Source organism: Bacillus sp. FJAT-27225 (assembly GCF_001685025.1).
GTDB lineage: Bacteria > Bacillota > Bacilli > Bacillales > Cytobacillaceae > Bacillus_D.
Genome location: NZ_MAYU01000001.1, coordinates 826,499 through 848,246, shown reverse-complemented (window position 1 = coordinate 848,246; position 21,748 = coordinate 826,499). Strand labels below are relative to the sequence as shown.

The following is a 21,748-nucleotide window of genomic DNA, read 5'->3' as shown; positions in this document are numbered from 1 at the left end:
TAAGGCTATCAATCATCTAGACTGGAGGCTTTGCCATGAAGTGGTTTCCGCTCCCGCTTGGAGGGATTCAAGCAAATTGTTATATTCTTCACCGCAATGACGGTACATGCCTGATTGTTGACCCTGGCGATGAGGCCAAAAAACTGATTAGGGTTATTACTGAAAAAAAGCTTACTCCTCTTGCCGTCATTTTGACCCATGCCCATTTTGACCATATTGGGGCAGTTGATACGGTTAGAGATCATTATAAAATTCCTGTTTACCTGCACAAAAAGGAAGAAAAGTGGCTGGGAGATCCAGCTTTGAACGGTTCAGCCTTTTTCCCTGTAGAACCTGTTAAGGTAAAGGATGCGGACCATCTATTCAAAGGGGAAGGGGAAATGGAGATTGCCGGGTTTCACTTTACACTATACGAGACACCTGGCCACTCACCTGGAGGTGTTTCTTTCTATTTTCCTGATGACGGGCTTGTTGTTGCTGGAGACTCGCTTTTTATGGGAAGCATTGGAAGAACAGACCTTCCGGGGGGGAATTCCAAAGAGCTGTTAAACAGTATACATACGAAACTTCTAACATTGCCTGAGGAAACAATTGTCCTGCCTGGCCATGGCCCTGCAACGACAATTGGCGATGAAATGGACTCCAACCCATTTCTGAATGGATTCGGCATATGATTGCTAAAGTATAGGTGAGAGTGATTGGAATGCTATCGCAGCTGGAACAAAAAATAAACAATGCCCCCGGAAGGCTAATTACTTATGCCGAATTCATTGAAATGGCCCTCTATTTTCCTGAGAATGGCTATTACATGCGAGAAGGAGAAAAGATAGGCCGCTCGGGGGATTTCATTACAACAAGCAATATTTCTGATATATATGGACGTACACTTGCAAAGTGGTACTTGCACCTTGCAACGAGATACAAACTGGCTCCAGAAGTATGTGAGATTGGGGGAGGGAACGGCAGATTTGCCAAGGCATTCCTTGACGAATGGCGTTTGCATTCGGATACCGATTTACAATACGCAATTGTTGAAACGAGCCCTTATCACAGGAAGCTGCAGGCAGAATTGCTCTCTGGCTTTCCGGGCTTTTCGCAGCATGAAACTCTTGCAGGAATCCGGATTCAAAATGGCCTTATTTTCTCCAATGAATTATTTGATGCCCTCCCTGTCCATGTGGTTGAAAAACAACGCGGACAACTCTTTGAAGTGAAAATAGGATTGAAAGAAGGCAGGTTTTATGAACAGCCAGTGCCGCTAACCGAATCGAATATCGCCTCCTATTTGGAACGAAGTGGACTGTCCCTGGCAGAGGGGCAGAGGATAGAAGTCCCCCTCGCAATGGAGAGCATGGTTAGAGATATATCTGAATCCCTTGAAAAAGGACTTGTCGTAACGGTTGATTATGGCTATACAAATGAAGAATGGCAGAGTCCTGCCCGAAGGCGTGGGAGTCTTCGGGGATACAAAGCACATAGAATGTATGACGATGTTTTGCAGGATCCGGGAAGCATGGATATCACCACCCACATTCATCTGGACGGGCTTATCGAGGCAGGGCAAAGGCACGGGCTCGGGCTGGCATCGCTTATGCGCCAGGATGAATTTTTGATTGCGGCCGGGATTCTGAAAGAGTTGGAGGAACACTATGATCCTGACCCTTTCTCGGAACGAAGCCGGCGGAACCGCGCAATTCGAAGCCTTGTTCTCCCATCGGGCATGAGTGCTTCGTTTCACGTCATCATCCAGCAGAAGGCAACCGAGATTGGCACCGCTGGCCTCTTTGAATAAGGAAAGGAGCAATACTAGCGTTGTTTACGCTCTTATTGCTCCTTTTTTTTGATTCTTAAATAGACTAAATACGGAAGTATTCCAAACCAGCGGTACCAGAAGGCAGCTTTTTCTTCTTTCCTGGCCGCGCGGAGCCGCTTTCGCTCTTCGCGAGGCTGGTCATAGTACTTTACGAAGGTTTGAGTCATATATTTCACATAGTCATTTGTTTTCAATCGACACACCTGCTTTCGTTAACGTCTAGCTCCAGCGCCTATCACCTATCAAACTTCAGGGCTCCTCCCTACGATAAGTCATCATCGAATCGCTCAGGTGCTCCTGCGCCATAGCATATTCAGGGAAGCATACCTTCAGCTCGTCGCAAAGCCCACGTAGCTTTTTCGAAGATGCTTCTTCATGATGTGAAGCAGGTAGTAGCTTCGCTCTTCGTGATTCCTTTGCCCCACCTTAAGGCACAGTAGGCCTCCTTCGTCGGCAACTGTCCCTAAAGGTCCGATTCATTCACCTAACCATCAGCCAAAAGCGCTGATGGAAGGTTCATTTTATCTCAGTCGAAGCCCCTCCAGTTTGTACGGCGATAACCACTAAGGAAAGCTCCCTAGAATAATCATCGCAGGGACAGGCGTTCTTTGCCTGTCACGAAGGCGCTTGCGCTTTTGTTTCGGTGCTACAAGTATGTCCGATTTAAGCCTCTTTTAACCTGGCTGCGATTTCTTCAGCAATTGTCTCCGGACTTTTTTCATCAGTCATGACGGTCAAGTCTGAAATGGCCGTGTATAATGGAAGACGATTATTGAGTCTTTTTGCTATTTCCTTCTTTTTATCGCCTTTCAATAGCGGACGGGTCTCATCTTCAACCAATCTTTTTGATATCTCCTCCGCACTCGCTTTCAAATAAATAACCAGACCAGACTGCTTTAATAGCCCGCGATTAACCTCACGAAGGACAGCACCTCCGCCAGTTGCGACAACAAGCTCCGAACCGGGAAAACTTGTTAAGAGGGCAGTCTCCAAGTCCCTGAAGCTTTCTTCTCCCTCTTCTTGAAAGATTGCCGATATGCTTTTCCTTGCAGTACGTTCTATTTCTTCATCCATATCAACAAAGCGAATGCCCAGTTTTTCGGCAAGGATTTTTCCGACAGTTGACTTGCCGCTGCCCATAAAACCAATCAAAAAAATAGTTTTCATAGAATATCTCCATTCATTTGTTCTTGAACCATTTTACCATCTTTTTTTGATTGATATTATAATAACTTTGAGCCTGAATGGGGGTGCCTTCAGTCAACAAAACAATGAATGTAACCAAATGCTGGCCATTAGTGGCTGGTGAAACGGTATATGTAACAGTTCCCTTATCAAAAATATATTCACCAGCCGTTATAATTCCTTTGCTTTGGAACTCTCGCTCAGTTTTCTTTAATGCTGTCAGGAAGTAATAATCCTGTTGCTGTATTGCAGCCAACTCGATTGCCACTTTTTTCTCGATTAAAAGAATTTCCGCTGTCATGATTAAGAATAGGCACATCGACAATAAAATGGAAAGAGTCACTGGATAGGTGAAGCCTTTTTGGTATAGTCTCATACTTGTTACTCCCAGGGGATAATCGAATAAATGATTCCTTCGTAAAGGTTTCCCTCGAAATCCGTGGTTTGCATAATAATTTGCTGGCCTTCTCGTTTGAAGGCGACTGTATCAATATTTTGAAGCAGGATTTCATGCCCTGTAAGATTGACCCGCCGCCTAATGGTATTTCCGTATTTCTCGTACATCACTGTATCTTTTTCCAGCTTAAAAACAAGCTTGCCGGAAAGTACTTGGATTGAGGCTGCAGAAAGAAGCTCATTTTTCGCTTGAGTGTAAAAAATCTCCCATTCCATTTCTTGCAATTTGCGGCTTGTATGTGATTTGCCGCTTTCCAAAACCGATATGGCAGGAGCTAACAGGAAAGCGATTATGGACAGGCAGGCGAGCGAGAGAAGCATCTCGCTCATGATCAATCCTTTATTATTCAATTTTTTGGCATACTTCCTGAAACTGTGGTGTTGGATTTGCATCGCCTACACATACCTCCTTGCTTCCACCGATTCTCGTTTGTATAGATACTTTAAATTGATTCCCGTTTGCTCTAACAAAACGGTCAATCGGGTATTTATCTTCTGAAGCATAAGCAGATAGCTCGTTGAATAGTATCTTGGTTGCGTTTTTGGATAGTGTTGCTTTGGCGCTTTGCTTCCAAAGAAAAACCGTTGATGGAATGAGGAACATTGCTGCAATTGACAATGCAGAGAGGGAAAGCAATAAGTCTGAAAGGAAGAAACCGTCACCCTTCCGCAACATAAAACCGCCCCTTTCCAAGTTGAAAAACAAGCCGGTAATAACGCCCGTCTTTACGGACCAGGATTGTCCCAAAGCGGTTCACATTTCCATCAGGAAGAAACTTAAAATTAAGAGGCATGGTCCCGGGGGTTATCTGAAAAGCGGCTGGATAAATACGTTTTATCAATAAATTTACAACATATGTGTTATCAACATAGTAAAGGTTTTTTTCTCCCATGATGATAAAGTTTTGATCCCGCTGATGTGAGATTGCATACAACTGGGTGTAATATAAGTCTGCTTTTAGAAGTGAGAAGAAATGCTGTCTTTCCGAAGCGGAATGCAATGGTTTCATAAGCGAGACACACAGGGAAATAATCATGATGAAGCCGGCGAGGGAGATTAAGGCTTCGGCCATTGTAAAGCCCGCTTGGTTTCTAATCATTGGACAGTGGAAATAGCGACTTCACTAACTGTACCATCTGAATTTACAATGATCTGTTTTTTGCCTCCAGGGCAGACACCGGCTTCGGGGTTCAAGTATTTGGCTTGGATTAACGTATTTAAATCCTGAGGATACGCACCTCTTTCAAGTTGGTAGGCCTGGACCTGAGCTTCGACAACTTTTACAAGTGCGCCGCAGCCTTTTTTATTGATTGCCTCATTGCGACTAGTCAAATTGGGAATCGTGATAGCCAATAAAACAGATATGACAAGCATGACAATCATCATTTCAATCAGGGTAAAACCGTTTTCGTTTTTAATTTTTTTCATCTAGTATTCCTCCTTAAATTAAATGGCACTGAGCATATGAAACATTGGAAGCAAAATTGCCAGATAGATAGAAATGACTAAAACAGCAATGATTAAAAAAATCGAAGGCTGAATAACCTTGATTAGTACCTTTACTTTCTTTTCAAGTATGGAGAGGCAGTTCTTGCTATAAAAACGCAGCTCTTCTGGGAGCCTTCCATTTTTCTGTCCATGCCGGACAGTTGAAGAAAAACCATTCTCAAAGAAAGGGAGAGAGGGAAGGATAGCCTCGAGTGACTCTCCGGCTATAAGCCCGGATTTTATATGCCTGGCTATTTCACTATAAAAATCTTGTTTTTTATGGTTTTCAAAAAAAGTAAGGGCTTCCAGAAATGATAATCCTCCTGAAAGCAGGTAGCTTAATTGGATGGAAAAATAGTGGGTGTGGATCAGCCTGAAGGTTTGCCCTGCCAGTGGAACCTTCATGAGGAAACGTCTTTGGGTTAAGGCAGGCAGGCTTCTGTACCAAAATTGGTAGAGACATGCCAAGACTGTTAACAGGAAGGCTAGAATCAATGAGAACAAAGGCAAAAGTTGGCCAAACCGGATGACCCCTGCAGTGAAGCCGTGCTCCTCTAGCCCCATCGAATGGAACATTACTGTAAACCTGGGCAGAAGTGATTGCTGGACAAACGTAAACAGGAGTATGGTGGCAATAAGAAGCAGGGCGGGATAATACAAAAGGCTTCTTAGTTTTCTTGAATCCATATCCCTGTTCAATAGTACTGTGCTGCCTTCAAGAATTGCCTGCTCAAAGTTCCCATGCTGTTCAGCAAAATAGACGTAACCTGATAAATCCTTGTTAAAGCCCAGACCTTCAATAACGTCATGGAAGGGTGTCCCATTCTTCAAATCCTGCAAACAGGCAGAAAGTTCAAGCTTTCTTTTTGAAGGCAAGTGCAGGGAGATTGACTCGATTGCTTCAGACATGTGGTAGCCCCGCTGAAGCAGCTCTCCCATTTCTTTCAGGAATTCCGCCTGCTCCTTCAGCGGCCACTTATTACTCTTCATCAGAATATATCAGCCTTTCATATTCACACTTTTTAATATAGCCAAGTGCAATCCCTTTTTTAATAAAGTAGGCTAAAGTTTTGTATTCCGGCCGTACACTGTCGCCCTTGGATACCTTAATTGCTTCCCCAAGGCTTTTTCCTGACAATAATTCAAATATGCTTGCCCTTTTTCGGCCATTCACCGAGGGGCAGTACGGGGAACAATTTTCTCCGCAAAAAGGGCATACGAGTTCGACTATACGCTGGGCTGTAACCGCGAGTAAAGTTTGCTCAATTTCAAGCTGATTCACTCCAAACTCCTTCAATCTGAAAATAGCGCCCGGCGCATCCCGTGTGTGCATCGTACTTAACACCAGATGTCCCGTAAGTGCCGCCCGAATTGCTACTTTTGCTGTTTCACTGTCCCGGATTTCACCGACCATAATGATGTCTGGATCGTGCCGCAAAATGGCTCTTAGTCCAGCTGCATAGGTGACGCCAGCCTTTTCGTTTACCTGAACCTGCAGGACGGTTGAACATTCCTTTTCGATTGGATCTTCAAGAGTGATGATACTGCGCTGCTGCCGTTTGGCAGTTTCATTTAGAAGGGAATACAAGGTTGTGGTTTTTCCGGATCCGGTTGGACCTGTAAGGATAATCATCCCATTGGCGGCTTTCAGGAGATTGAACAGCTTCAGTGACATACTGGGAAATAGGGAGAGGTGCCTGAAGGAAAATGCTTCATGTTGGGGCAGGAGCCTGATGACCATGCTTTCCCTGTTATTCGAAGGCAACGTCGACAGCCTTAGGCCATATGTTCTGCCATCAATGCTGAAAATGACGGAACCGCTTTGCGGTTTTCTTTTTTCTCCAATATCCATATGAGCGGTAAATTTAAAATGAGAGATCAGCTTATCGCATTGGTCTATTGGGAGAGTCATTCGGGGAATAAGGCTGTTTGTGATGCGGAGCTGGACAAGGGTATCTGCCTTCCGTGGGAGAATGTGTATGTCCGTTGCCTGTTGCCTTACTGCATCGGCAATAATTCGTTCAGCAAGGGCTTGAATGATACTTGAAATCGTTAACACCACCTTTCCTCTTCATTATACATAAGTTTCCATAGAATGCTATTTTTCGACAGGTGTTTAAATGTGAATATTTTGTTAACACACCGGGTGTAGTCGTTTCTATAACGTCGTCACCTGTGAAAGGTAATTATGATTTTAGAGGTGAAAATAGAAAAATTGTTCAAGAAATTAGTGTTTGACAAAAACCTTGTATAAGATGAGTGGAATTAATGTATAAGTTTTAATGATAGACAACCGCCTAATTGTGAACACTTTCCAAACATATGGTGTTAACATTGTTAACCTCATTCCCATCATGAATTAGCTATATTATAATTGGATTAAATTGAAGGGGTCCGAGGTGAACCATGATGGAGCAAACGTTAAAAATTACAAATGTGCTGTCCGATCCAACCAGGTATTACATTTATCAATACATTACCAAACGCCACCAGGAAGTTACGGTTCAGGAAGTTGCAGATAATTTCAATATTCATCCAAATGTTGCACGTCTGCATTTGTCAAAGCTTGAGGATGTCAATATGCTCGCTTCTGAAACAAAGAAAACTGGAAAAGGCGGCAGGCCGAGCAGGCTTTATCGGCTTTCCGATGATGTCATTCAGCTTCACTTCCCATTCAGGGATTATATGCTTCTTTCGAAAGTAGCGATCCAGACAATGATGCTGCTTGGTGAAGAAGGGAAAAAAGCCCTTTATATCACCGGCAAACGGTTCGGCATGGAAGTGATTGAACAGGAACTGTCCAAAAAGCAGCAGTCAGGCCATGAGATGTCTTTTGAAGAAAAACTGTCAGTCCTAAAAAGTGCTGCCACTCTTGCTGGTTTCTATCCTGAAATTGATGTGAATGGGGACCAGACAAAGATTTATTTCCAAATCTTTAATTGCCCATTCAAGGAAGTAGCCCGCGACCATTCCGAAACGGTATGCAGCATGCATCATGAATTTCTTATCGGTATGTTTGAGGGGTTGTTTGATTCTGTGGAACTGGTTGAGAGCCATAACATGGCATCTGGGTGCGATACTTGTTCCTACCAGGCACTCGTAACCAATTAACTGAAGGTCAATAGTTTACATTTGTCTCTCTTTTACTTTATAATATTGTACGATGGTATTGCGGGTAAAAGGGAGGGATACATATGGAGCGGATGTACAGGGTACTTGGTTTCTGGACAGGAATTTTTACAGTGATGTTTTATGTGGGGGATATGAATAAAACAGCTCTGCTGTTCCTGGCTCAGACAGGATTCTTTGTTCTCTTGAGTTATCTTAAATTATCTGAACGCATGTATATGTATGTTTTTGGTGCGTATTTGACAGTTTTCTTTGCGGGTTTCACCTACTGGACCACCTTTATGATGCCGTTAGGCGGAGGACATTGATTTCGACTATTCGCCACAAACCGCCGGGATACTTTCCCGGCGGTTTGTTTTGTGGTTCCGTTGATAGGCTTACGGATTTAGGTGTGAGCCCCTGCCTGTTCCTGTGTTAAATTAACAGAGAAATAAACTAATACTAGACAGCATCCTCTTTAAGGTAGAATAACCCTCCATTAACCAGTGAAATTGAAACCTTTGGTTCGTATTGCTCCTGCAGTGCTTTTTTCTCAACAAGGTAGCTTTCTTCCCTGTCTTTATCCACATCCTCATAGAAATGATCAAGCAGGCGCTGATCCTTTTCCCATCTCTTGATTGCAGCATCTGCCCAGCTATGGTCCTCTGACTCAATTCGCGTTTTTAAATAATTTTCGATACGGATAAAGCCGCTTTTCGGCATAACTAAAGGTGAAAGTGTATATGAATAATCCGGTATTTTTGGTGTCAGTGGTATTGATAAAAGCTTTTCGTGAAATTCCTCAACCATTCTGCCATTGATCAAGTGCAAGCCGATTGATTTAAATACATCTCTTTTCCTGTCGCATTGGTAAGAAACCTTGACATTCATGCACAGCCATGGGAATAAAGGTGTCTGGTTTCCCGCCTGGTGGGAATGATAAAGCCTGGTATATCTGGCAAGGCTCCGGGCTGATTCAAATAGTTGGTGCAGCCTTGGTGAGCCGAAGTGGATTTGCTCTCCTTTCAGCCCCTCTGGTGCTTTTGCAGGATCGGTAATAAGTGTAATGGACATCGGGTTGGGAATTCCGCCTGTTTTCTCAAGATAATGCCAATAAAATGGCCGGTTCATTAATTCCTTGTCGATTTCGACTGTCAATTGCACGGTCATATGACCTGGTGACCTGTCAAGAACTTCACAGTCGTTTGAGCGGAAATACTCTTCAAGAAATTCATGAATGTCCTGCTGCTGCATGCTGTTCCCCCTTTGTATGGCCTTTGGCAAACTCGATCATTGAGGCCAGATTTTCCATTTTGATTTTCATTTCGCCTTCGGTAGCCGAGTGCCCGAAAATATCGGCCAGGTGCTCCTCAATATTGCCCAGCTCCAACCGAACAAGAATGTCATCCAGCTCACCTATAACCTTTTCAAACAGATTGATTTTCTCATAAAGAAGCTTGAGGACATGTTCCTCCATCGTATCTTTGACCGCTAAATTATAAATCCGTACATCCTTTTCCTGGCCAAGCCGGTGAATTCGTCCGATCCGTTGCTCTAGACGCATTGGGTTCCATGGCAGATCGAAATTAATGATATGGCTGCAAAATTGTAAATTGATTCCCTCACCGCCTGCCTCGGTGGCAATCAAAACCTGGGCTCGATGCTCGAATAACTCACGCATCCAATCCTTTTTCCCGCGTTTAAATCCTCCCCGGAATGGAACAGAACTGATACCGTGCTGCTGAAGATACCATTGGAGATAAAGCTGGGTTGCCCGATATTCTGTAAAAATAATCACCTTGTCATTAATTTTTTGAATGAGCTCCAGTGCCTTTTCTGCCTTGGAATTTCTCTCAACCTGATTAACCTTTTCTATCAATTCCTGTATTTTTGCCGTGTATTCAGAAGAAGGATTCTCCTTTTTGAACAGCATGTTTTTTAATGTATAATAAACGGCTTCCCGGCTGCTGCAAGCTTCCCGCTGCAGTGTCATAACCGAGAAAGCACTTGACTGTGCCCAGTCACCTGCGCTGCGAAGGCTTGAAATCGCATCATAAAGTGTTCGTTCTGTTTCAGAAAACTCAATTGGCATTGTTTCGACATGCCTTTTTGTCCACTCGATTCCGGTATCCCCGCGGCGGTTGCGGATCATCACCTTATTGACAAGTTCCTTCAGGCTGGCATCGTCATTTAAGGAACGGGAGTCCTTTTTATATTGATCATAGAAAGCAGATTCATTGCCAAGATGGCCGGGTTTAAGAAGGGAAACAAGATTGAAAATCTCGTCGATTTTATTTTGGATCGGTGTGGCTGTTAGAAGCAGGCAGAATTTCTTTTTTAAGCTCTGGACAAATTCATAGTTTTTCGTTTTGTTATTTTTAAGCTTATGTGCCTCGTCAATAATGACAAGGTCGTAATCCTGTTTATAGACGAGTTCCCGGTGCGGGCTTCGTTTTGCTGTATCAATGGAAGAAACTACGATATCGCATTGTTCCCACACATATGACTTCTTCTGTGTGACTGCGGGAATATAAAACTTCGAATTAAGTTCCATTGCCCACTGTGTAACCAAGGAAGCTGGAACGAGAATTAAAACCTTTTTAACCAGCCCTCTAATCATGTATTCCTTCAGAATTAAACCTGCTTCGATTGTTTTTCCAAGCCCGACTTCATCGGCCAGGATCGCCTTGCCATTCATATTTTCAACGACCTGTCTCGCAGCTTCTAATTGATGGGGAAGGATTGTCAGATCAGGAAGGTATTTGGGCGCCTGCAGTCCTTCAAACTCAGGGATGGCCAAATAACGTGATGTACCTGCGGCTAACTTGAAAAGATCCCAATTGCCCCATGGGCCATCGTTATCGATTCTTTGCAGAAAATCCTCCTGCCAGCTTGTATCGAATTCAATCTTTACCGACATGTGCCAACGCCCCCTTTCAAAAAGTGTTCATACCCGTATGTTTCGCCTGCCCCAAAGTTGTCCAGGCAGCTATAAAACGATTGCCCTGCCAAATGGTTTAATGGTAGGATGAAGGTAGTCTTGAAAGTTTCAAAAATTGCAATAATCTCCGGTTCAACATTGGCGTATTTCCATTGCTTCTTAGTATGGCCTGTTTTGAAAATATTATAATGGCGGATGATAACAAGGGGAGAGACTACACACGTAGCGCCGAAGGAGCAAGCAAGGAATTTGCGAATCTCTCAGGCAAAAGAACTCTTGTTGGACGCGGCTCTGGAGAGCGCTTTACATAGGTGAAGCCACCAAAGGGGAAAGCCTGGTTCAGGTAAACTTTCAGGTGCAAGGACAGAGACCTCCTGTTTATACCAAGGGAGGAATCTGTCCTTTTTTATGGCCAAAAATAGATGAATGGTCCAATGAGTAATGCTGGCTGGAGTATAAGCGAAACTATGATATGTAAAGGGGGATTTATTCATGACTGAGCTTAAGCGTACGCCTTTGTTCGAGACGTATAAGGAGTATGGCGGAAAGACGATTGACTTTGGCGGTTGGGAATTGCCTGTCCAATTTTCCGGCATTAAAGAAGAGCACGAGGCAGTCAGAACAAAAGCGGGCCTATTCGACGTTTCCCATATGGGGGAAATTGAGGTCAAAGGCGCGGACAGTCTTTCCTATTTGCAAAAAATGATGACCAATGATGTTTCAAAAATTGTGGACGGAGCGGCACAGTACACGGCCATGTGCTATGAAAATGGCGGGACAATCGATGACCTGCTCATCTATAAAAAGGGGATGGACCACTATTTGCTTGTGGTGAACGCTTCTAATATTGAAAAGGATTACAGCTGGCTTGAGGACCATCTGGAAGGAAATGTGACGATTGAAAACCTTTCAGACAGATTCGCCCTGCTAGCACTTCAAGGTCCTTTGGCAGGACAAGTCCTCCAAAAACTTGCAAGCCATGACAACCTTTCTGAAATCGGCTTTTTCAAGTTTAAGGAAGGGGTGGAACTGAACGGGACAAAAGCTTTAGTATCGCGGACAGGCTATACCGGTGAAGATGGCTTTGAAATCTATTGTGACCCACAGGATGCTATCAAGCTTTGGAAAGAAATCCTGGAGGCCGGGCAGGAAGAAGGGGTTCTTCCATGCGGCCTTGGGGCCCGCGATACACTTCGTTTCGAAGCTGGCCTTGCCCTTTATGGACAGGAGCTTTCTTCCGAAATTTCCCCATTGGAAGCAGGAATAGGCTTTGCGGTCAAGCTGAATAAGGAAAGTGACTTTATCGGAAAAGAAGCTTTGAAAGTACAAAAGGAAAATGGCATCCCAAGGAAACTTATTGGGATTGAAATGATTGACCGGGGCATTCCGCGCCATGGCTATCCTGTGTTCTCAGGAGATTCCAAAATAGGCGAGGTGACAACCGGAACACAGTCGCCCACGTTGAAACGCAATATTGGCCTTGTTTTGGTAGAAACAGAAAATGCAGAACTTGGCCAAGAGGTATTGGTTGAAATTCGTGGCAAAAAACTGAAAGCAAAAATTATTCCCGTTCCATTTTACAAACGGGCCAAGAAATAAGTAGGGGGGATCCTGATGAAGCACCGCTATTTACCGATGACAGAACAAGATAAAACAGACATGCTTGAGGCAATAGGCGTCGATTCCGTAGAAGAGTTATTCAATGATATCCCGGAACGAGTTCGTTTCAAGGGTGAGTATAACATCAAGCCGGCAAAGTCTGAAACTCAGCTTATGAAGGAGCTGGCCGGGCTTGCCGCAAAAAATGCAGATTTTAAAAGCCATGCATCGTTCCTTGGTGCAGGAGTTTATGACCACTACATGCCTGTCATTGTTGACCATGTACTTTCCAGGTCGGAATTTTACACGGCATATACACCATATCAGCCAGAAATTTCCCAGGGAGAACTGCAGGCTATTTTTGAATTCCAATCAATGATTTGCGAATTGACTGGGATGGATGTTGCCAACTCTTCCATGTATGATGGAGGAACTGCATTGGCGGAGGCAGCGATGCTGAGTGCAGCCCAGACGAGAAGGAAGAAAATCCTGATCTCGGAAGCTGTGCACCCGGAATCCCGCGAGGTTGTTAAAGCATACGCAAAGGGCCAATACATTGAAGTTGTTGAAGTTCCCGCTAAAGATGGCGTAACTGATTTAAATGCTTTAAAGGAGTTGGCTGCTTCAGATATTGCAGCAGTTATCGTCCAATACCCGAACTTTTTCGGAAGAATTGAATCTCTAAGAGAAATTGAAGAAATTGCCCACGCGCAAAAATCAATGTTTGTTGTATCCAGCAATCCACTGGCGCTGGGAATACTCACACCACCTGGCAAGTTAGGTGCCGATATTGTAGTCGGGGATGCCCAGCCGTTCGGCATACCTGCAGCTTTCGGCGGACCGCACTGCGGCTATTTTGCCGTAACGGAAAAGCTTATGAGGAAGGTACCAGGAAGACTTGTCGGCCAAACTCATGATGATCAGGGACGCAGAGGGTTTGTTTTAACCCTGCAGGCACGTGAGCAGCATATCCGCCGTGATAAGGCCACTTCCAACATTTGCTCGAATCAGGCGCTGAATGCATTGGCGGCATCTGTTGCGATGACAGCACTTGGCAAAAAGGGTGTCCGCGAAATGGCGGCAGCCAATATTCAAAAAGCTCATTATGCAAAGAAAGTTTTGCGTGAAAATGGAATGGAAGTCGCTATGGATGGCCCATCTTTTAATGAGTTTGTCGTTAAGTTGAATAAATCGGTCAAGGAAGTAAACCAGGCACTCCTCCGAAAAGGATTTATCGGGGGTTATGACCTGGGGCGCGATTACCAATCGCTTGAAGACCATATGTTAATCGCTGTAACTGAACTAAGGACGAAGGAAGAAATCGATACTTTTGCAAAGGAATTGGGGGATATACATGCATAACGAGGATCAGCCGCTAATTTTCGAGGTAAGCAAACCGGGACGTATCGGCTACAGCCTTCCGGAAATGGATGTGCCTGAACTTGATTTGAATGGCCTCCTTCCTGTCGGCTATGTAAGAGAAGAAGAACCGAATCTTCCTGAAGTTTCCGAACTGGATATTATGCGCCATTACACCGCTCTTTCCAAGCGTAACCATGGTGTGGATTCAGGATTTTATCCGCTCGGGTCTTGTACGATGAAATACAATCCAAAAATTAACGAAAACGTCGCAAGATACAGCGGATTTGCCCACATCCATCCGCTTCAGGATGAAAGCTCAGTTCAGGGTGCCCTGGAACTGATGTATGATTTACAGCAGCATCTCAAGGAAATTACCGGAATGGACGAAGTTACTCTTCAGCCTGCTGCAGGCGCCCACGGCGAATGGACAGGCTTGATGATGATTCGTGCCTTCCACGAGGCCAATGGCGATACCAAACGTACGAAGGTTATCGTACCGGACTCAGCCCACGGGACAAACCCTGCCTCAGCTACAGTTGCCGGGCTTGAGACAGTAACCGTAAAGTCCAATGAACACGGGCTAGTTGACCTGGATGATTTGCGCAGAGTTGTTGGTGAAGACACAGCTGCTCTCATGCTTACCAACCCGAACACTCTTGGCCTGTTTGAGGAAAATATCCTTGAAATGGCTGAAATCGTTCATGGGGCAGGCGGAAAGCTATATTATGACGGAGCCAACCTGAATGCCGTACTTTCAAAAGCACGCCCTGGAGACATGGGCTTCGATGTAGTCCACTTGAATCTCCATAAGACCTTCACTGGCCCTCACGGCGGCGGAGGCCCTGGTTCAGGCCCTGTAGGTGTAAAAGCCGATTTGATTCCGTTCCTGCCAAAGCCGGTCATCGCAAAACGTGAGGACAAGTATGTATTCGATTATGACAGGCCGCAATCAATCGGGCGGGTCAAGCCGTATTATGGAAACTTTGGCATTAATGTCCGTGCTTATACGTATATCCGCTCCATGGGTCCGGATGGCTTGAAGGCGGTAACCGAGTATGCTGTCCTGAACGCAAATTATATGATGAGAAGGCTTGAGCCTTATTTTGACCTGCCATTCGACAGGCACTGCAAGCATGAATTCGTGCTTAGCGGACGCAGGCAGAAGAAGCTTGGTGTCAGGACACTTGATATTGCCAAAAGGCTGCTAGATTTCGGTTATCATCCGCCGACCATCTACTTCCCGCTTAATGTCGAGGAGTGCATCATGATCGAGCCGACTGAAACCGAGTCCAAAGAAACACTGGATGGATTCATTGACACGATGATCCAGATTGCAAGGGAAGCCGAGGAAAATCCTGAAATCGTACAGGAAGCGCCGCACACAACAGTTGTTGGCCGCCTCGATGAAACGACTGCTGCAAGGAAACCGGTTCTAAGATATAAGAAAGACTAAATAGGGAAATGCCCGTACCGTATATGGTGCGGGCATTTTTAGATTTTACAGGCATGTTCATTGGAGTGGAGGGCGAAGCTCGTTTGAAAATGCAAAAATCGGCATTTTCTGCTGCGATATGGAGCTATCCTTTGTGGAAGAAAATCAACGAACGGTATTTAAATTTAAAAGTAACGAAATTTTTGAATATTCTTATGGTAAAATGTGCCTAAGACTGCTAATTTATAGTAAATAGGGAGTGGGTAAATGGAAAGAACCTTAGAATATCTTCAGACCGATATTATCCTAAGAGCGAAAAAGGGGTATCCAATATTATTGTCGGGATCAATCATTTTTTTGCTGTTTACTTTTTTGCCGCTTTTTTTTCCTATGAAGGTGATTTATTTAGTTTGGATTTTTGGCTTGGGCGTTATCTTTCCTCTCGGTTTGTTATTGGGGAAAGTGTTAAAAGTAGAAATTATGACAAAAGATAATCCAGTTGCTACTCTTGGTGGGATTGTTGCTGCCCCGCAGGCATTCTTTATTCCTGTCTTCATTCTTGTTTATCAAAATAACCCTGAATTTTTACCCTTTACGATTGGTTTGCTGGGGGGATCGCATTTTCTTCCCTATATGTGGATTTATAAAAGCAAAGCTTATTTGTTTGTTACTCTAGGGACTTGTCTGTCCTCTTTCCTTATTGGTTCAATCCTGGTAGAACAGGCATTTATATTCGTTCCACTGGCAATATCAATTGTTTATTTTCTGGGTGTTGTATTTATCTTGAGAGAGCTTAAATAATAAAGAATCGCTTTAAAAAAACAACGCACTGTTGAGTCACCATACTCAACAGTGCGTTTGTTTTTATTATTTCTTTGCTTTTATTTTACCGGACCACTTCTTAAAGCCGCCCTGGAGCTGGACAAGGTTACGATAGCCCCTCCTGTATAGGAACTGGGCGGCACGGCCGCTTCTCATTCCGCTTTGGCAATAAAGATAGACAGGTTGGTCAGGACGAATTTCCTTAATCCTTGTCTTCATTTGGGAAAGTGGGATGTTTCTGGCACCAAGGATATGGCCAGCATTGTATTCGTTTGGTTCACGGACATCAATGAGCTGGGCTTTCCGGTAGCCTGCACGGAATTCTTCTTCCGACACGGTTTTTACAATTCTGCGCTGGATCAGCCATGCTACGATGGAATAGACAAGGAAACCAGCAAGCAAAACGAGTATGAAATATAGTGTTTCCAAAATAGATAGAGCCCCTTTCAAGCTATACTGCAACAACATGTATAATTATATAAGCCAACTGTCGAATGAGTAAAGGGAATTGCCAAAATTCTTTTATCGAAGCAGAAATAGACGGTTCGTCTGGCTTTGAAAACAACTCTCTTTTTGCTAGACTTAACCTCATGATATGAAACGCATTAGCGAGCAGGGAGTTTTTCTTATGAAAGAACAATGGTATTTTATAGATTCGGGGAATTGTTCTCCTTCCTTTAACATGGCGCTTGATGAGGCTCTGCTTAATTGGCACAGTGAAGGCAAAATTCCTCCTGTCGTAAGATTTTACGGTTGGAATCCAGCTACATTGTCGATAGGTTACTTCCAAAAGGTCGAAAAAGAGATCAACTTGGAGGAAGTCAAAAACCTTGGCCTCGGCTTTGTTAGAAGACCCACTGGCGGGCGGGGTGTCCTGCATGAGCATGAACTTACATACAGTGTCATCGTTTCGGAGGAGCATCCAAAAATGCCGCAGTCGGTAACTGAAGCCTATAGGGTTATCTCAGAAGGAATTTTACAAGGATTTCAGAACCTTGGATTGGAAGCCTATTTTGCTGTGCCTAAAACAGATGAAGAAAAAAGTGCGCTAAAAAACCCTCGTTCCTCAGTATGCTTTGATGCTCCAAGCTGGTATGAGCTTGTAGTCGAAGGACGAAAGGTTGCTGGAAGTGCGCAGACGCGCCAAAAGGGTGTCATCCTCCAGCACGGCTCGATTCTGTTGGACCTTGATGAGGATAAGCTGTTCAGCCTGTTCAACTATTCAAGTGAGCGTGTAAAGGAACGAATGAAGGCTGCTTTCAAGGACAAGGCAGTCCCGATCAACGAAATCAGTCCGCGCAGAATAGACATTGACGAAGCGAAGGCTGCTTTTCATAAAGGTTTTGAAAAAGGGCTGGAAATCGATTTAGTTCCGTATCAACTGACTAGTGAGCAAGTAGACTATGTAAAAAAACTGGCAGCGGACGTTTATGAGAACGATAAATGGAACTATAAACGATAAAGAGCGGAACTCCCGCTCTTTTCTCTATTTTGGAAAATGATTCCTGTTCTTTATTGAATTACTTTATTTTCAAGCAACCTTCGAATTTTGTCAAAATTAATAATCTGCTGTAGAAATTCCTGCAATATCTCTTGTTTCCTCTATTTTTTAAGTGATTCTGTTTTTGACAAATTTTTTTCTTTTGCCTTTTACACAATATGTAGTAGTGTCGAAAAAATATTAAGCACAATATGTTGATTTTTTGGGTTTTAGATGATAGTTTTAGGGTATTCAAAAAATCAACTAGATATCTAGCATAACAACACAGATTTCGACAAAGCGGTTTTGTATCATTGGAGAAGGAGATGTGGTCATGTCTGTTGCACTAAGAAAAAAACTAAATATTGATTTTGATCGGCTCAATGAAGATATCCGGTTGTTCCCTCAGGTACATCCTGTTACCCCGGATATGCAAATTACTCACAAAGGTGTATCCCGGCTTGTCATGCTTGACCGATACACGTTTAAGGACACTGAAAAGCTTACTTTGACAAAAGGTGATTTCGTTGTATTGACGGTCAAGGAGGACCCGAAGTTCCCGGCCAGGGGGCTTGGCTACATTCTTGAGATTGACTGGGAAAAAAAGATGGCCCAGGTGCAGGTCGAGGAGGAGTTCAGGGGTGTGCTTGATACTCCGGAAGAAGTAAAGTCCGGTGTCATCATCCGTTCACTTGATGTGATTGAGAAGCCTCTTGAAATTTTCTACGAGCAGATTGCACTGAGAAATGCGACAGGCCTTGCACAGGCGGAGAAGACAGAGGAGAAAAGGCTTGAGTGGTTCAATAAGTTCTACGAAGAGCTTGTGAGCATGAACTTCATTCCGGCTGGACGAGTCCTATACGGTGCGGGTGCAGGAACAGATGTTACGTTCTTCAACTGCTACGTGATGCCATTTGTACAGGATTCGCGTGAAGGCATTTCCGACCATCGTAAAAAGGTGATGGAAATCATGAGCCGCGGCGGCGGTGTTGGAACGAATGGTTCAACATTGCGTCCTCGAGCAACACTTGCAAGAGGCGTAAATGGTAAATCGTCCGGTTCGGTATCGTGGCTGGATGACATCGCCAAGCTGACACATCTTGTTGAGCAGGGCGGTTCCCGTTAATATCCATGGCGGGAGTAAAATCTCGTGAATTGCTGGAACACCCTTAGAGCCTTATCAACCACAACGTGACTGGCGACGGTGAGCGTGATGGTTCGAAAATGATAAGGATTGGGCAATCAGCAGCGAAGCATCTCTGGAAACGGAGATGAACGTTCAACGACTATTGAAATCACCTAAAGATTCTACTGGAATATTGCCGAAAGGGTGTTAAGGATGGAATCCAAGGTGAAAGTAAACCATAAGCCACGGAGACGGGCCTATGGGGCGCGAGACAAAGAGATGATCTCTTTGATGATATAGTCTGGTCTCATATGAAAGTATGAGAGCCTGGCAGAAATGACCAGGCCCGCTTATGAAGCGAGTAACAAAAAAAGCGTGGAGCACAGATGATTATGTTGGCGGATTAACAGATGCACTAGTCCGCGTCGTTCAGAAAATGAACGGCTAGAAAATCGGGTGAATTGCAGGAAAATCCTTAGAGGCTGGCAAGCTACAACGTGGCTGGAAACGGCGAGCGTGAATGCTCTAAAAATTGCCAAGCATTGGACAATCTGCAGCCAAGCGTCATCGGGCATAGGTGATGGCGAAGGTCCAACGACTAGAGAGTGAGTCCCAACAATAAACTCTCATAAGCGCCCGGCCCCTAACAGATAAAGCTGAGGGTGATGATATAGTCTAGTCCGGCTGCAATGCAGCGAAATATTCCGAAAGGAACGGTATGCACGTGGCATCCTGATATTATTGAATTCATCATTTCAAAAATGCAGAACCCTCGAATCCTCAGGTTCCTCATTGAGAATACAAATGATGAATGGATTAAAAAGCAGGCAAAGAGCAAGTTGAAATTCACTCCGCTCACCGAGCAGGAAAAAGCAATGTACCAGGGGATTATTAATTACAAGCATATCCCTGGATACGGCGGATTCAGCGAGAAGATATTCGAAGATGCGGAGGAAAAGCTTGAAACCGGCGGTACATATACCGTCCATAACCCTGATTTCCTGACCGGGGCGAATATTTCCGTTACCCTGACAAAGGAATTCATGGAAGCAGTAGAAAATGACGAAGAGTATGAACTTCGTTTCCCTGCGACCGAAAGTTATGACGAAGAAATGATGAAGATTTACAACGAAGAGTGGCATAAAGTTGGCGATGTCCGTGAGTGGGAGAGAATGGGATACAAGGTTCGCACATACCGAAAAATCAAGGCAAAAGAACTTTGGAATCTGATTAACATTTGCGCCACATACTCGGCTGAGCCAGGCATCTTCTTTATCGATAATGCAAATGACATGACAAACGCCCAAGCGTATGGGCAAAAAGTAGTTGCAACCAACCCGTGTGGCGAGCAACCCCTCGCCCCATACAGTGTCTGTAACCTTGCTGCAGTCAACCTTGCAGCTATGGCAGACAAGGAAAACAAAACAGTCAATTTTGAAAAGCTTAAAAAGACAGTTGCTACAGGAGTAAGAATGCAGGATAACGTTATTGATTCAACACCTTACTTCCTGGAAGAAAATAAAAAGCAGGCACTCGGCGAACGCCGTGTCGGCCTTGGAGTAATGGGACTGCACGACCTGCTGATCTACTGTGAAACCGAGTACGGTTCTGAAGAAGGAAACAGGCTTGTTGATAAGGTGTTTGAAACAATTGCCGTGACTGCATATGAAACGTCCATTGAACTTGCCAAGGAGAAGGGAAGCTTCCCATTCTTATTGGGAGAAACTGACGAAGAAACAAATCGTTTAAGGAAAGCTTTTACCGAAACTGGATTTATGAAGAGAATGCCTGATCATGTAAGAACAGCGATTCTTAAAAATGGAATTCGCAACTCACACCTACTAACTGTTGCACCTAAATAATTTGGGCTTTTATGTGGTGACACATAATCGAAACCTCTTTAATTGCTGGGAAACCCTAAAGCTGTTTCAACCACAACGTAATTGGTGACAATAAGCGTGATGGTTTGAAAATGAAACAGATATTACAATGGGCAATCAGCAGGCAAGTTATCTTATTTAGCAGTAACAAGATAAAAGCTTCAACGACTAGAGCGGCAGCTCGTACCGCGCAAGCTATTGGCGTGGGAAATAGGAGGGCACTCACCCGAGTGTTTGATATAGTCTATCCTTGTGTGAAAGCACAAGCAGCTTATAAAGCGGTATAAAGAGTAGCGTCTTTATATGAATAAAAGAGACAGGATCCACAGGTACGATGGTAGGTGTATCAACAGGACTTGAACCATACTTCTCCTTCTCATATTTTAGAAGTGGACGTTTAGGGAAGTTTATTGAAGTAAAAGCAGATATTGTAGCCGAGTATTTGGAAAAGAATCCTGAAGCAGATCCGGACAACCTGCCAAGCTTTTTCGTGGCGGCGATGGAGCTTGCACCTGAAGCACATGCTGATGTGCAGTGCGTCATCCAGCGCTGGATCGACAGCTCAATTTCCAAGACGGTTAACGCGCCGAAAGGCTACAGTGTCGAGCAGGTCGAGAAAGTGTACGAGCGCCTTTACAAGGGTGGTGCCAAAGGCGGCACTGTCTACGTCGACGGCTCCCGTGATTCTCAGGTCTTGACACTCAAAGCGGAAGAAAATACTGTTGAAGATACACTTGATGTTAAACCTAAGCAAAAACAGCATGTTGTCCTTGTCGATACAATTAGCGACCTCCGTTCAACCGATGTTACAATAGGTTCGGAAATCGGCAACACATGTCCGGTCTGCCGCAAAGGAAAAGTTAAGGAAATCGGCGGCTGTAATACATGTACAAACTGCAATGCGCAATTAAAGTGTGGTCTATAAGGAAGAAATGTGGGATGGAAAAAATTTCCGTCCCTTTTTTTTGTCGCAAAAATTCAAGAGTCTAGAATTAGCAGTGAATTGTAGGTAATATCAAGGTTTTCTTGATTTTCTAGACTTGCAGGAGCAAAGG

The 21,748-nt window shown here is 44.2% G+C and carries 21 protein-coding genes, 3 pseudogenes and 2 riboswitches; of the genes and pseudogenes, 12 read left to right on the top strand and 12 right to left on the bottom strand.

All coding sequences use genetic code 11. The features are described 5' to 3' along the window. Positions 1-35 precede the first annotated feature (35 nt). Positions 36-674, top strand: coding sequence for an MBL fold metallo-hydrolase (locus tag A8F94_RS04380; RefSeq protein ID WP_066196124.1), 639 nt, complete (start codon positions 36-38; stop codon positions 672-674). 29 nt (positions 675-703) lie between these two features. After that, the gene (locus tag A8F94_RS04375; RefSeq protein ID WP_066196120.1) at positions 704-1,792 is read left to right on the top strand and encodes a class I SAM-dependent methyltransferase; all 1,089 of its coding nucleotides are present in this window, start codon (positions 704-706) and stop codon (positions 1,790-1,792) included. A gap of 32 nt (positions 1,793-1,824) precedes the next feature. Here A8F94_RS04375 and A8F94_RS04370 read toward each other — a convergent pair whose 3' ends face one another. The 9 genes from A8F94_RS04370 to comGA form a co-directional block, all read right to left on the bottom strand. Next, the gene (locus A8F94_RS04370; protein ID WP_066196117.1) at positions 1,825-2,007 is read right to left on the bottom strand and encodes a YqzE family protein; all 183 of its coding nucleotides are present in this window, start codon (positions 2,005-2,007) and stop codon (positions 1,825-1,827) included. 469 nt (positions 2,008-2,476) lie between these two features. Then, positions 2,477-2,980, bottom strand: coding sequence for a shikimate kinase (locus A8F94_RS04365; protein WP_066196114.1), 504 nt, complete (start codon positions 2,978-2,980; stop codon positions 2,477-2,479). A gap of 13 nt (positions 2,981-2,993) precedes the next feature. Continuing rightward, complete coding sequence (gene comGG, locus A8F94_RS04360) at positions 2,994-3,374, bottom strand: competence type IV pilus minor pilin ComGG (protein ID WP_066196112.1); 381 nt, start codon at positions 3,372-3,374, stop codon at positions 2,994-2,996. Between the two features lie 5 nt (positions 3,375-3,379). Continuing rightward, positions 3,380-3,847: a competence type IV pilus minor pilin ComGF gene (comGF, locus tag A8F94_RS04355; protein ID WP_077247550.1), complete on the bottom strand. Its 468-nt coding sequence runs from the start codon at positions 3,845-3,847 to the stop codon at positions 3,380-3,382. Next, a complete protein-coding gene (locus A8F94_RS04350; RefSeq protein WP_066196106.1) occupies positions 3,798-4,130 on the bottom strand; it encodes a hypothetical protein in 333 nt (110 codons plus the stop codon). Before A8F94_RS04350 ends, comGF begins: the two co-directional genes overlap by 50 nt. Further along, complete coding sequence (gene comGD / locus A8F94_RS04345; RefSeq protein ID WP_077247549.1) at positions 4,114-4,527, bottom strand: competence type IV pilus minor pilin ComGD; 414 nt, start codon at positions 4,525-4,527, stop codon at positions 4,114-4,116. Before comGD ends, A8F94_RS04350 begins: the two co-directional genes overlap by 17 nt. A gap of 23 nt (positions 4,528-4,550) precedes the next feature. Further along, positions 4,551-4,883, bottom strand: a complete 333-nt coding sequence (gene comGC / locus A8F94_RS04340; protein WP_066196101.1) for a competence type IV pilus major pilin ComGC — start codon at positions 4,881-4,883, stop codon at positions 4,551-4,553. A gap of 18 nt (positions 4,884-4,901) precedes the next feature. Further along, complete coding sequence (gene comGB / locus A8F94_RS04335; protein WP_066196096.1) at positions 4,902-5,933, bottom strand: competence type IV pilus assembly protein ComGB; 1,032 nt, start codon at positions 5,931-5,933, stop codon at positions 4,902-4,904. Then, positions 5,923-7,005: a competence type IV pilus ATPase ComGA gene (gene comGA, locus A8F94_RS04330; RefSeq protein ID WP_066196094.1), complete on the bottom strand. Its 1,083-nt coding sequence runs from the start codon at positions 7,003-7,005 to the stop codon at positions 5,923-5,925. Before comGA ends, comGB begins: the two co-directional genes overlap by 11 nt. A gap of 347 nt (positions 7,006-7,352) precedes the next feature. On the opposite strand from comGA, the gene A8F94_RS04325 reads away from it, so the two are divergent. Both A8F94_RS04325 and A8F94_RS04320 read left to right on the top strand, forming a co-directional pair. Then, a complete protein-coding gene (locus A8F94_RS04325) occupies positions 7,353-8,054 on the top strand; it encodes a helix-turn-helix transcriptional regulator (RefSeq protein WP_066196093.1) in 702 nt (233 codons plus the stop codon). Between the two features lie 83 nt (positions 8,055-8,137). Then, positions 8,138-8,380 (top strand): DUF2626 domain-containing protein, encoded by a 243-nt coding sequence (locus A8F94_RS04320; protein WP_066196091.1) that lies wholly within the window; start codon positions 8,138-8,140, stop codon positions 8,378-8,380. A 133-nt stretch (positions 8,381-8,513) separates the two neighbouring features. Here the strand turns inward: A8F94_RS04320 and A8F94_RS04315 are convergent, their stop codons facing one another. Continuing rightward, entirely contained in the window at positions 8,514-9,305 is a 792-nt protein-coding gene (locus A8F94_RS04315; protein ID WP_066196089.1) for a YqhG family protein, read from the bottom strand. Further along, a complete protein-coding gene (locus tag A8F94_RS04310; protein ID WP_066196086.1) occupies positions 9,283-10,971 on the bottom strand; it encodes a DEAD/DEAH box helicase in 1,689 nt (562 codons plus the stop codon). Before A8F94_RS04310 ends, A8F94_RS04315 begins: the two co-directional genes overlap by 23 nt. 216 nt (positions 10,972-11,187) lie before the next feature. Further along, a riboswitch (glycine riboswitch) is annotated at positions 11,188-11,278 on the top strand. A 3-nt stretch (positions 11,279-11,281) separates the two neighbouring features. After that, positions 11,282-11,361: riboswitch (glycine riboswitch) on the top strand. Positions 11,362-11,484: 123 nt separating this feature from the next. On the opposite strand from A8F94_RS04310, the gene gcvT reads away from it, so the two are divergent. The 4 genes from gcvT (at position 11,485) to A8F94_RS04285 (ending at position 16,186) form a co-directional block, all read left to right on the top strand. Further along, positions 11,485-12,591 (top strand): glycine cleavage system aminomethyltransferase GcvT, encoded by a 1,107-nt coding sequence (gene gcvT / locus A8F94_RS04305; protein ID WP_066196083.1) that lies wholly within the window; start codon positions 11,485-11,487, stop codon positions 12,589-12,591. 15 nt (positions 12,592-12,606) lie between these two features. Continuing rightward, positions 12,607-13,953: an aminomethyl-transferring glycine dehydrogenase subunit GcvPA gene (gene gcvPA, locus A8F94_RS04300; protein ID WP_066196079.1), complete on the top strand. Its 1,347-nt coding sequence runs from the start codon at positions 12,607-12,609 to the stop codon at positions 13,951-13,953. Beyond that, a complete protein-coding gene (gene gcvPB, locus A8F94_RS04295; RefSeq protein ID WP_066196076.1) occupies positions 13,946-15,406 on the top strand; it encodes an aminomethyl-transferring glycine dehydrogenase subunit GcvPB in 1,461 nt (486 codons plus the stop codon). The genes gcvPA and gcvPB overlap by 8 nt, the downstream gene beginning before the upstream one ends. Positions 15,407-15,652: 246 nt before the next feature. Beyond that, positions 15,653-16,186, top strand: coding sequence for a DUF7010 family protein (locus tag A8F94_RS04285; protein WP_066196070.1), 534 nt, complete (start codon positions 15,653-15,655; stop codon positions 16,184-16,186). 66 nt (positions 16,187-16,252) lie between these two features. On the opposite strand, the gene A8F94_RS04280 is transcribed toward A8F94_RS04285, so the two are convergent. Continuing rightward, positions 16,253-16,636 carry a rhodanese-like domain-containing protein gene (locus A8F94_RS04280; RefSeq protein ID WP_066196067.1) on the bottom strand — a complete coding sequence of 128 codons (384 nt, stop codon included), beginning with the start codon at positions 16,634-16,636 and terminating at the stop codon, positions 16,253-16,255. A 199-nt stretch (positions 16,637-16,835) separates the two neighbouring features. Between A8F94_RS04280 and A8F94_RS04275 the strand changes: the two genes are divergently transcribed. The 4 genes and pseudogenes from A8F94_RS04275 to A8F94_RS04255 all read left to right on the top strand — a co-directional run. Further along, on the top strand, positions 16,836-17,669 hold the full coding sequence (locus tag A8F94_RS04275; RefSeq protein ID WP_302621288.1) for a lipoate--protein ligase family protein: 834 nt from the start codon (positions 16,836-16,838) through the stop codon (positions 17,667-17,669). A gap of 352 nt (positions 17,670-18,021) precedes the next feature. Continuing rightward, a pseudogene (locus A8F94_RS04270) lies at positions 18,022-18,810 on the top strand (ribonucleotide reductase N-terminal alpha domain-containing protein); the annotation flags it as partial. A gap of 704 nt (positions 18,811-19,514) precedes the next feature. Beyond that, positions 19,515-20,669 (top strand): annotated as a pseudogene (locus tag A8F94_RS04265) (vitamin B12-dependent ribonucleotide reductase); the annotation flags it as partial. 340 nt (positions 20,670-21,009) lie between these two features. Further along, a pseudogene (locus A8F94_RS04255) lies at positions 21,010-21,618 on the top strand (vitamin B12-dependent ribonucleotide reductase); the annotation flags it as partial. Positions 21,619-21,748: the final 130 nt, after the last annotated feature.

Bases quoted from the DNA above. Each gene is read 5' to 3' on its own strand.
- A8F94_RS04380 (WP_066196124.1), top strand. From the start codon at position 36: ATGAAGTGGTTTCCGCTCCCGCTTGGAGGGATTCAAGCAAATTGTTAT.
- A8F94_RS04375 (WP_066196120.1), top strand. From the start codon at position 704: ATGCTATCGCAGCTGGAACAAAAAATAAACAATGCCCCCGGAAGGCTA.
- A8F94_RS04365 (WP_066196114.1), bottom strand. From the start codon at position 2,980: ATGAAAACTATTTTTTTGATTGGTTTTATGGGCAGCGGCAAGTCAACT.
- comGG (WP_066196112.1), bottom strand. From the start codon at position 3,374: ATGAGACTATACCAAAAAGGCTTCACCTATCCAGTGACTCTTTCCATT.
- comGF (WP_077247550.1), bottom strand. From the start codon at position 3,847: ATGCAAATCCAACACCACAGTTTCAGGAAGTATGCCAAAAAATTGAAT.
- A8F94_RS04350 (WP_066196106.1), bottom strand. From the start codon at position 4,130: ATGTTGCGGAAGGGTGACGGTTTCTTCCTTTCAGACTTATTGCTTTCC.
- comGD (WP_077247549.1), bottom strand. From the start codon at position 4,527: ATGGCCGAAGCCTTAATCTCCCTCGCCGGCTTCATCATGATTATTTCC.
- comGC (WP_066196101.1), bottom strand. From the start codon at position 4,883: ATGAAAAAAATTAAAAACGAAAACGGTTTTACCCTGATTGAAATGATG.
- comGB (WP_066196096.1), bottom strand. From the start codon at position 5,933: ATGAAGAGTAATAAGTGGCCGCTGAAGGAGCAGGCGGAATTCCTGAAA.
- A8F94_RS04325 (WP_066196093.1), top strand. From the start codon at position 7,353: ATGGAGCAAACGTTAAAAATTACAAATGTGCTGTCCGATCCAACCAGG.
- A8F94_RS04320 (WP_066196091.1), top strand. From the start codon at position 8,138: ATGGAGCGGATGTACAGGGTACTTGGTTTCTGGACAGGAATTTTTACA.
- A8F94_RS04315 (WP_066196089.1), bottom strand. From the start codon at position 9,305: ATGCAGCAGCAGGACATTCATGAATTTCTTGAAGAGTATTTCCGCTCA.
- A8F94_RS04310 (WP_066196086.1), bottom strand. From the start codon at position 10,971: ATGTCGGTAAAGATTGAATTCGATACAAGCTGGCAGGAGGATTTTCTG.
- gcvT (WP_066196083.1), top strand. From the start codon at position 11,485: ATGACTGAGCTTAAGCGTACGCCTTTGTTCGAGACGTATAAGGAGTAT.
- gcvPA (WP_066196079.1), top strand. From the start codon at position 12,607: ATGAAGCACCGCTATTTACCGATGACAGAACAAGATAAAACAGACATG.
- gcvPB (WP_066196076.1), top strand. From the start codon at position 13,946: ATGCATAACGAGGATCAGCCGCTAATTTTCGAGGTAAGCAAACCGGGA.
- A8F94_RS04285 (WP_066196070.1), top strand. From the start codon at position 15,653: ATGGAAAGAACCTTAGAATATCTTCAGACCGATATTATCCTAAGAGCG.
- A8F94_RS04275 (WP_302621288.1), top strand. From the start codon at position 16,836: ATGAAAGAACAATGGTATTTTATAGATTCGGGGAATTGTTCTCCTTCC.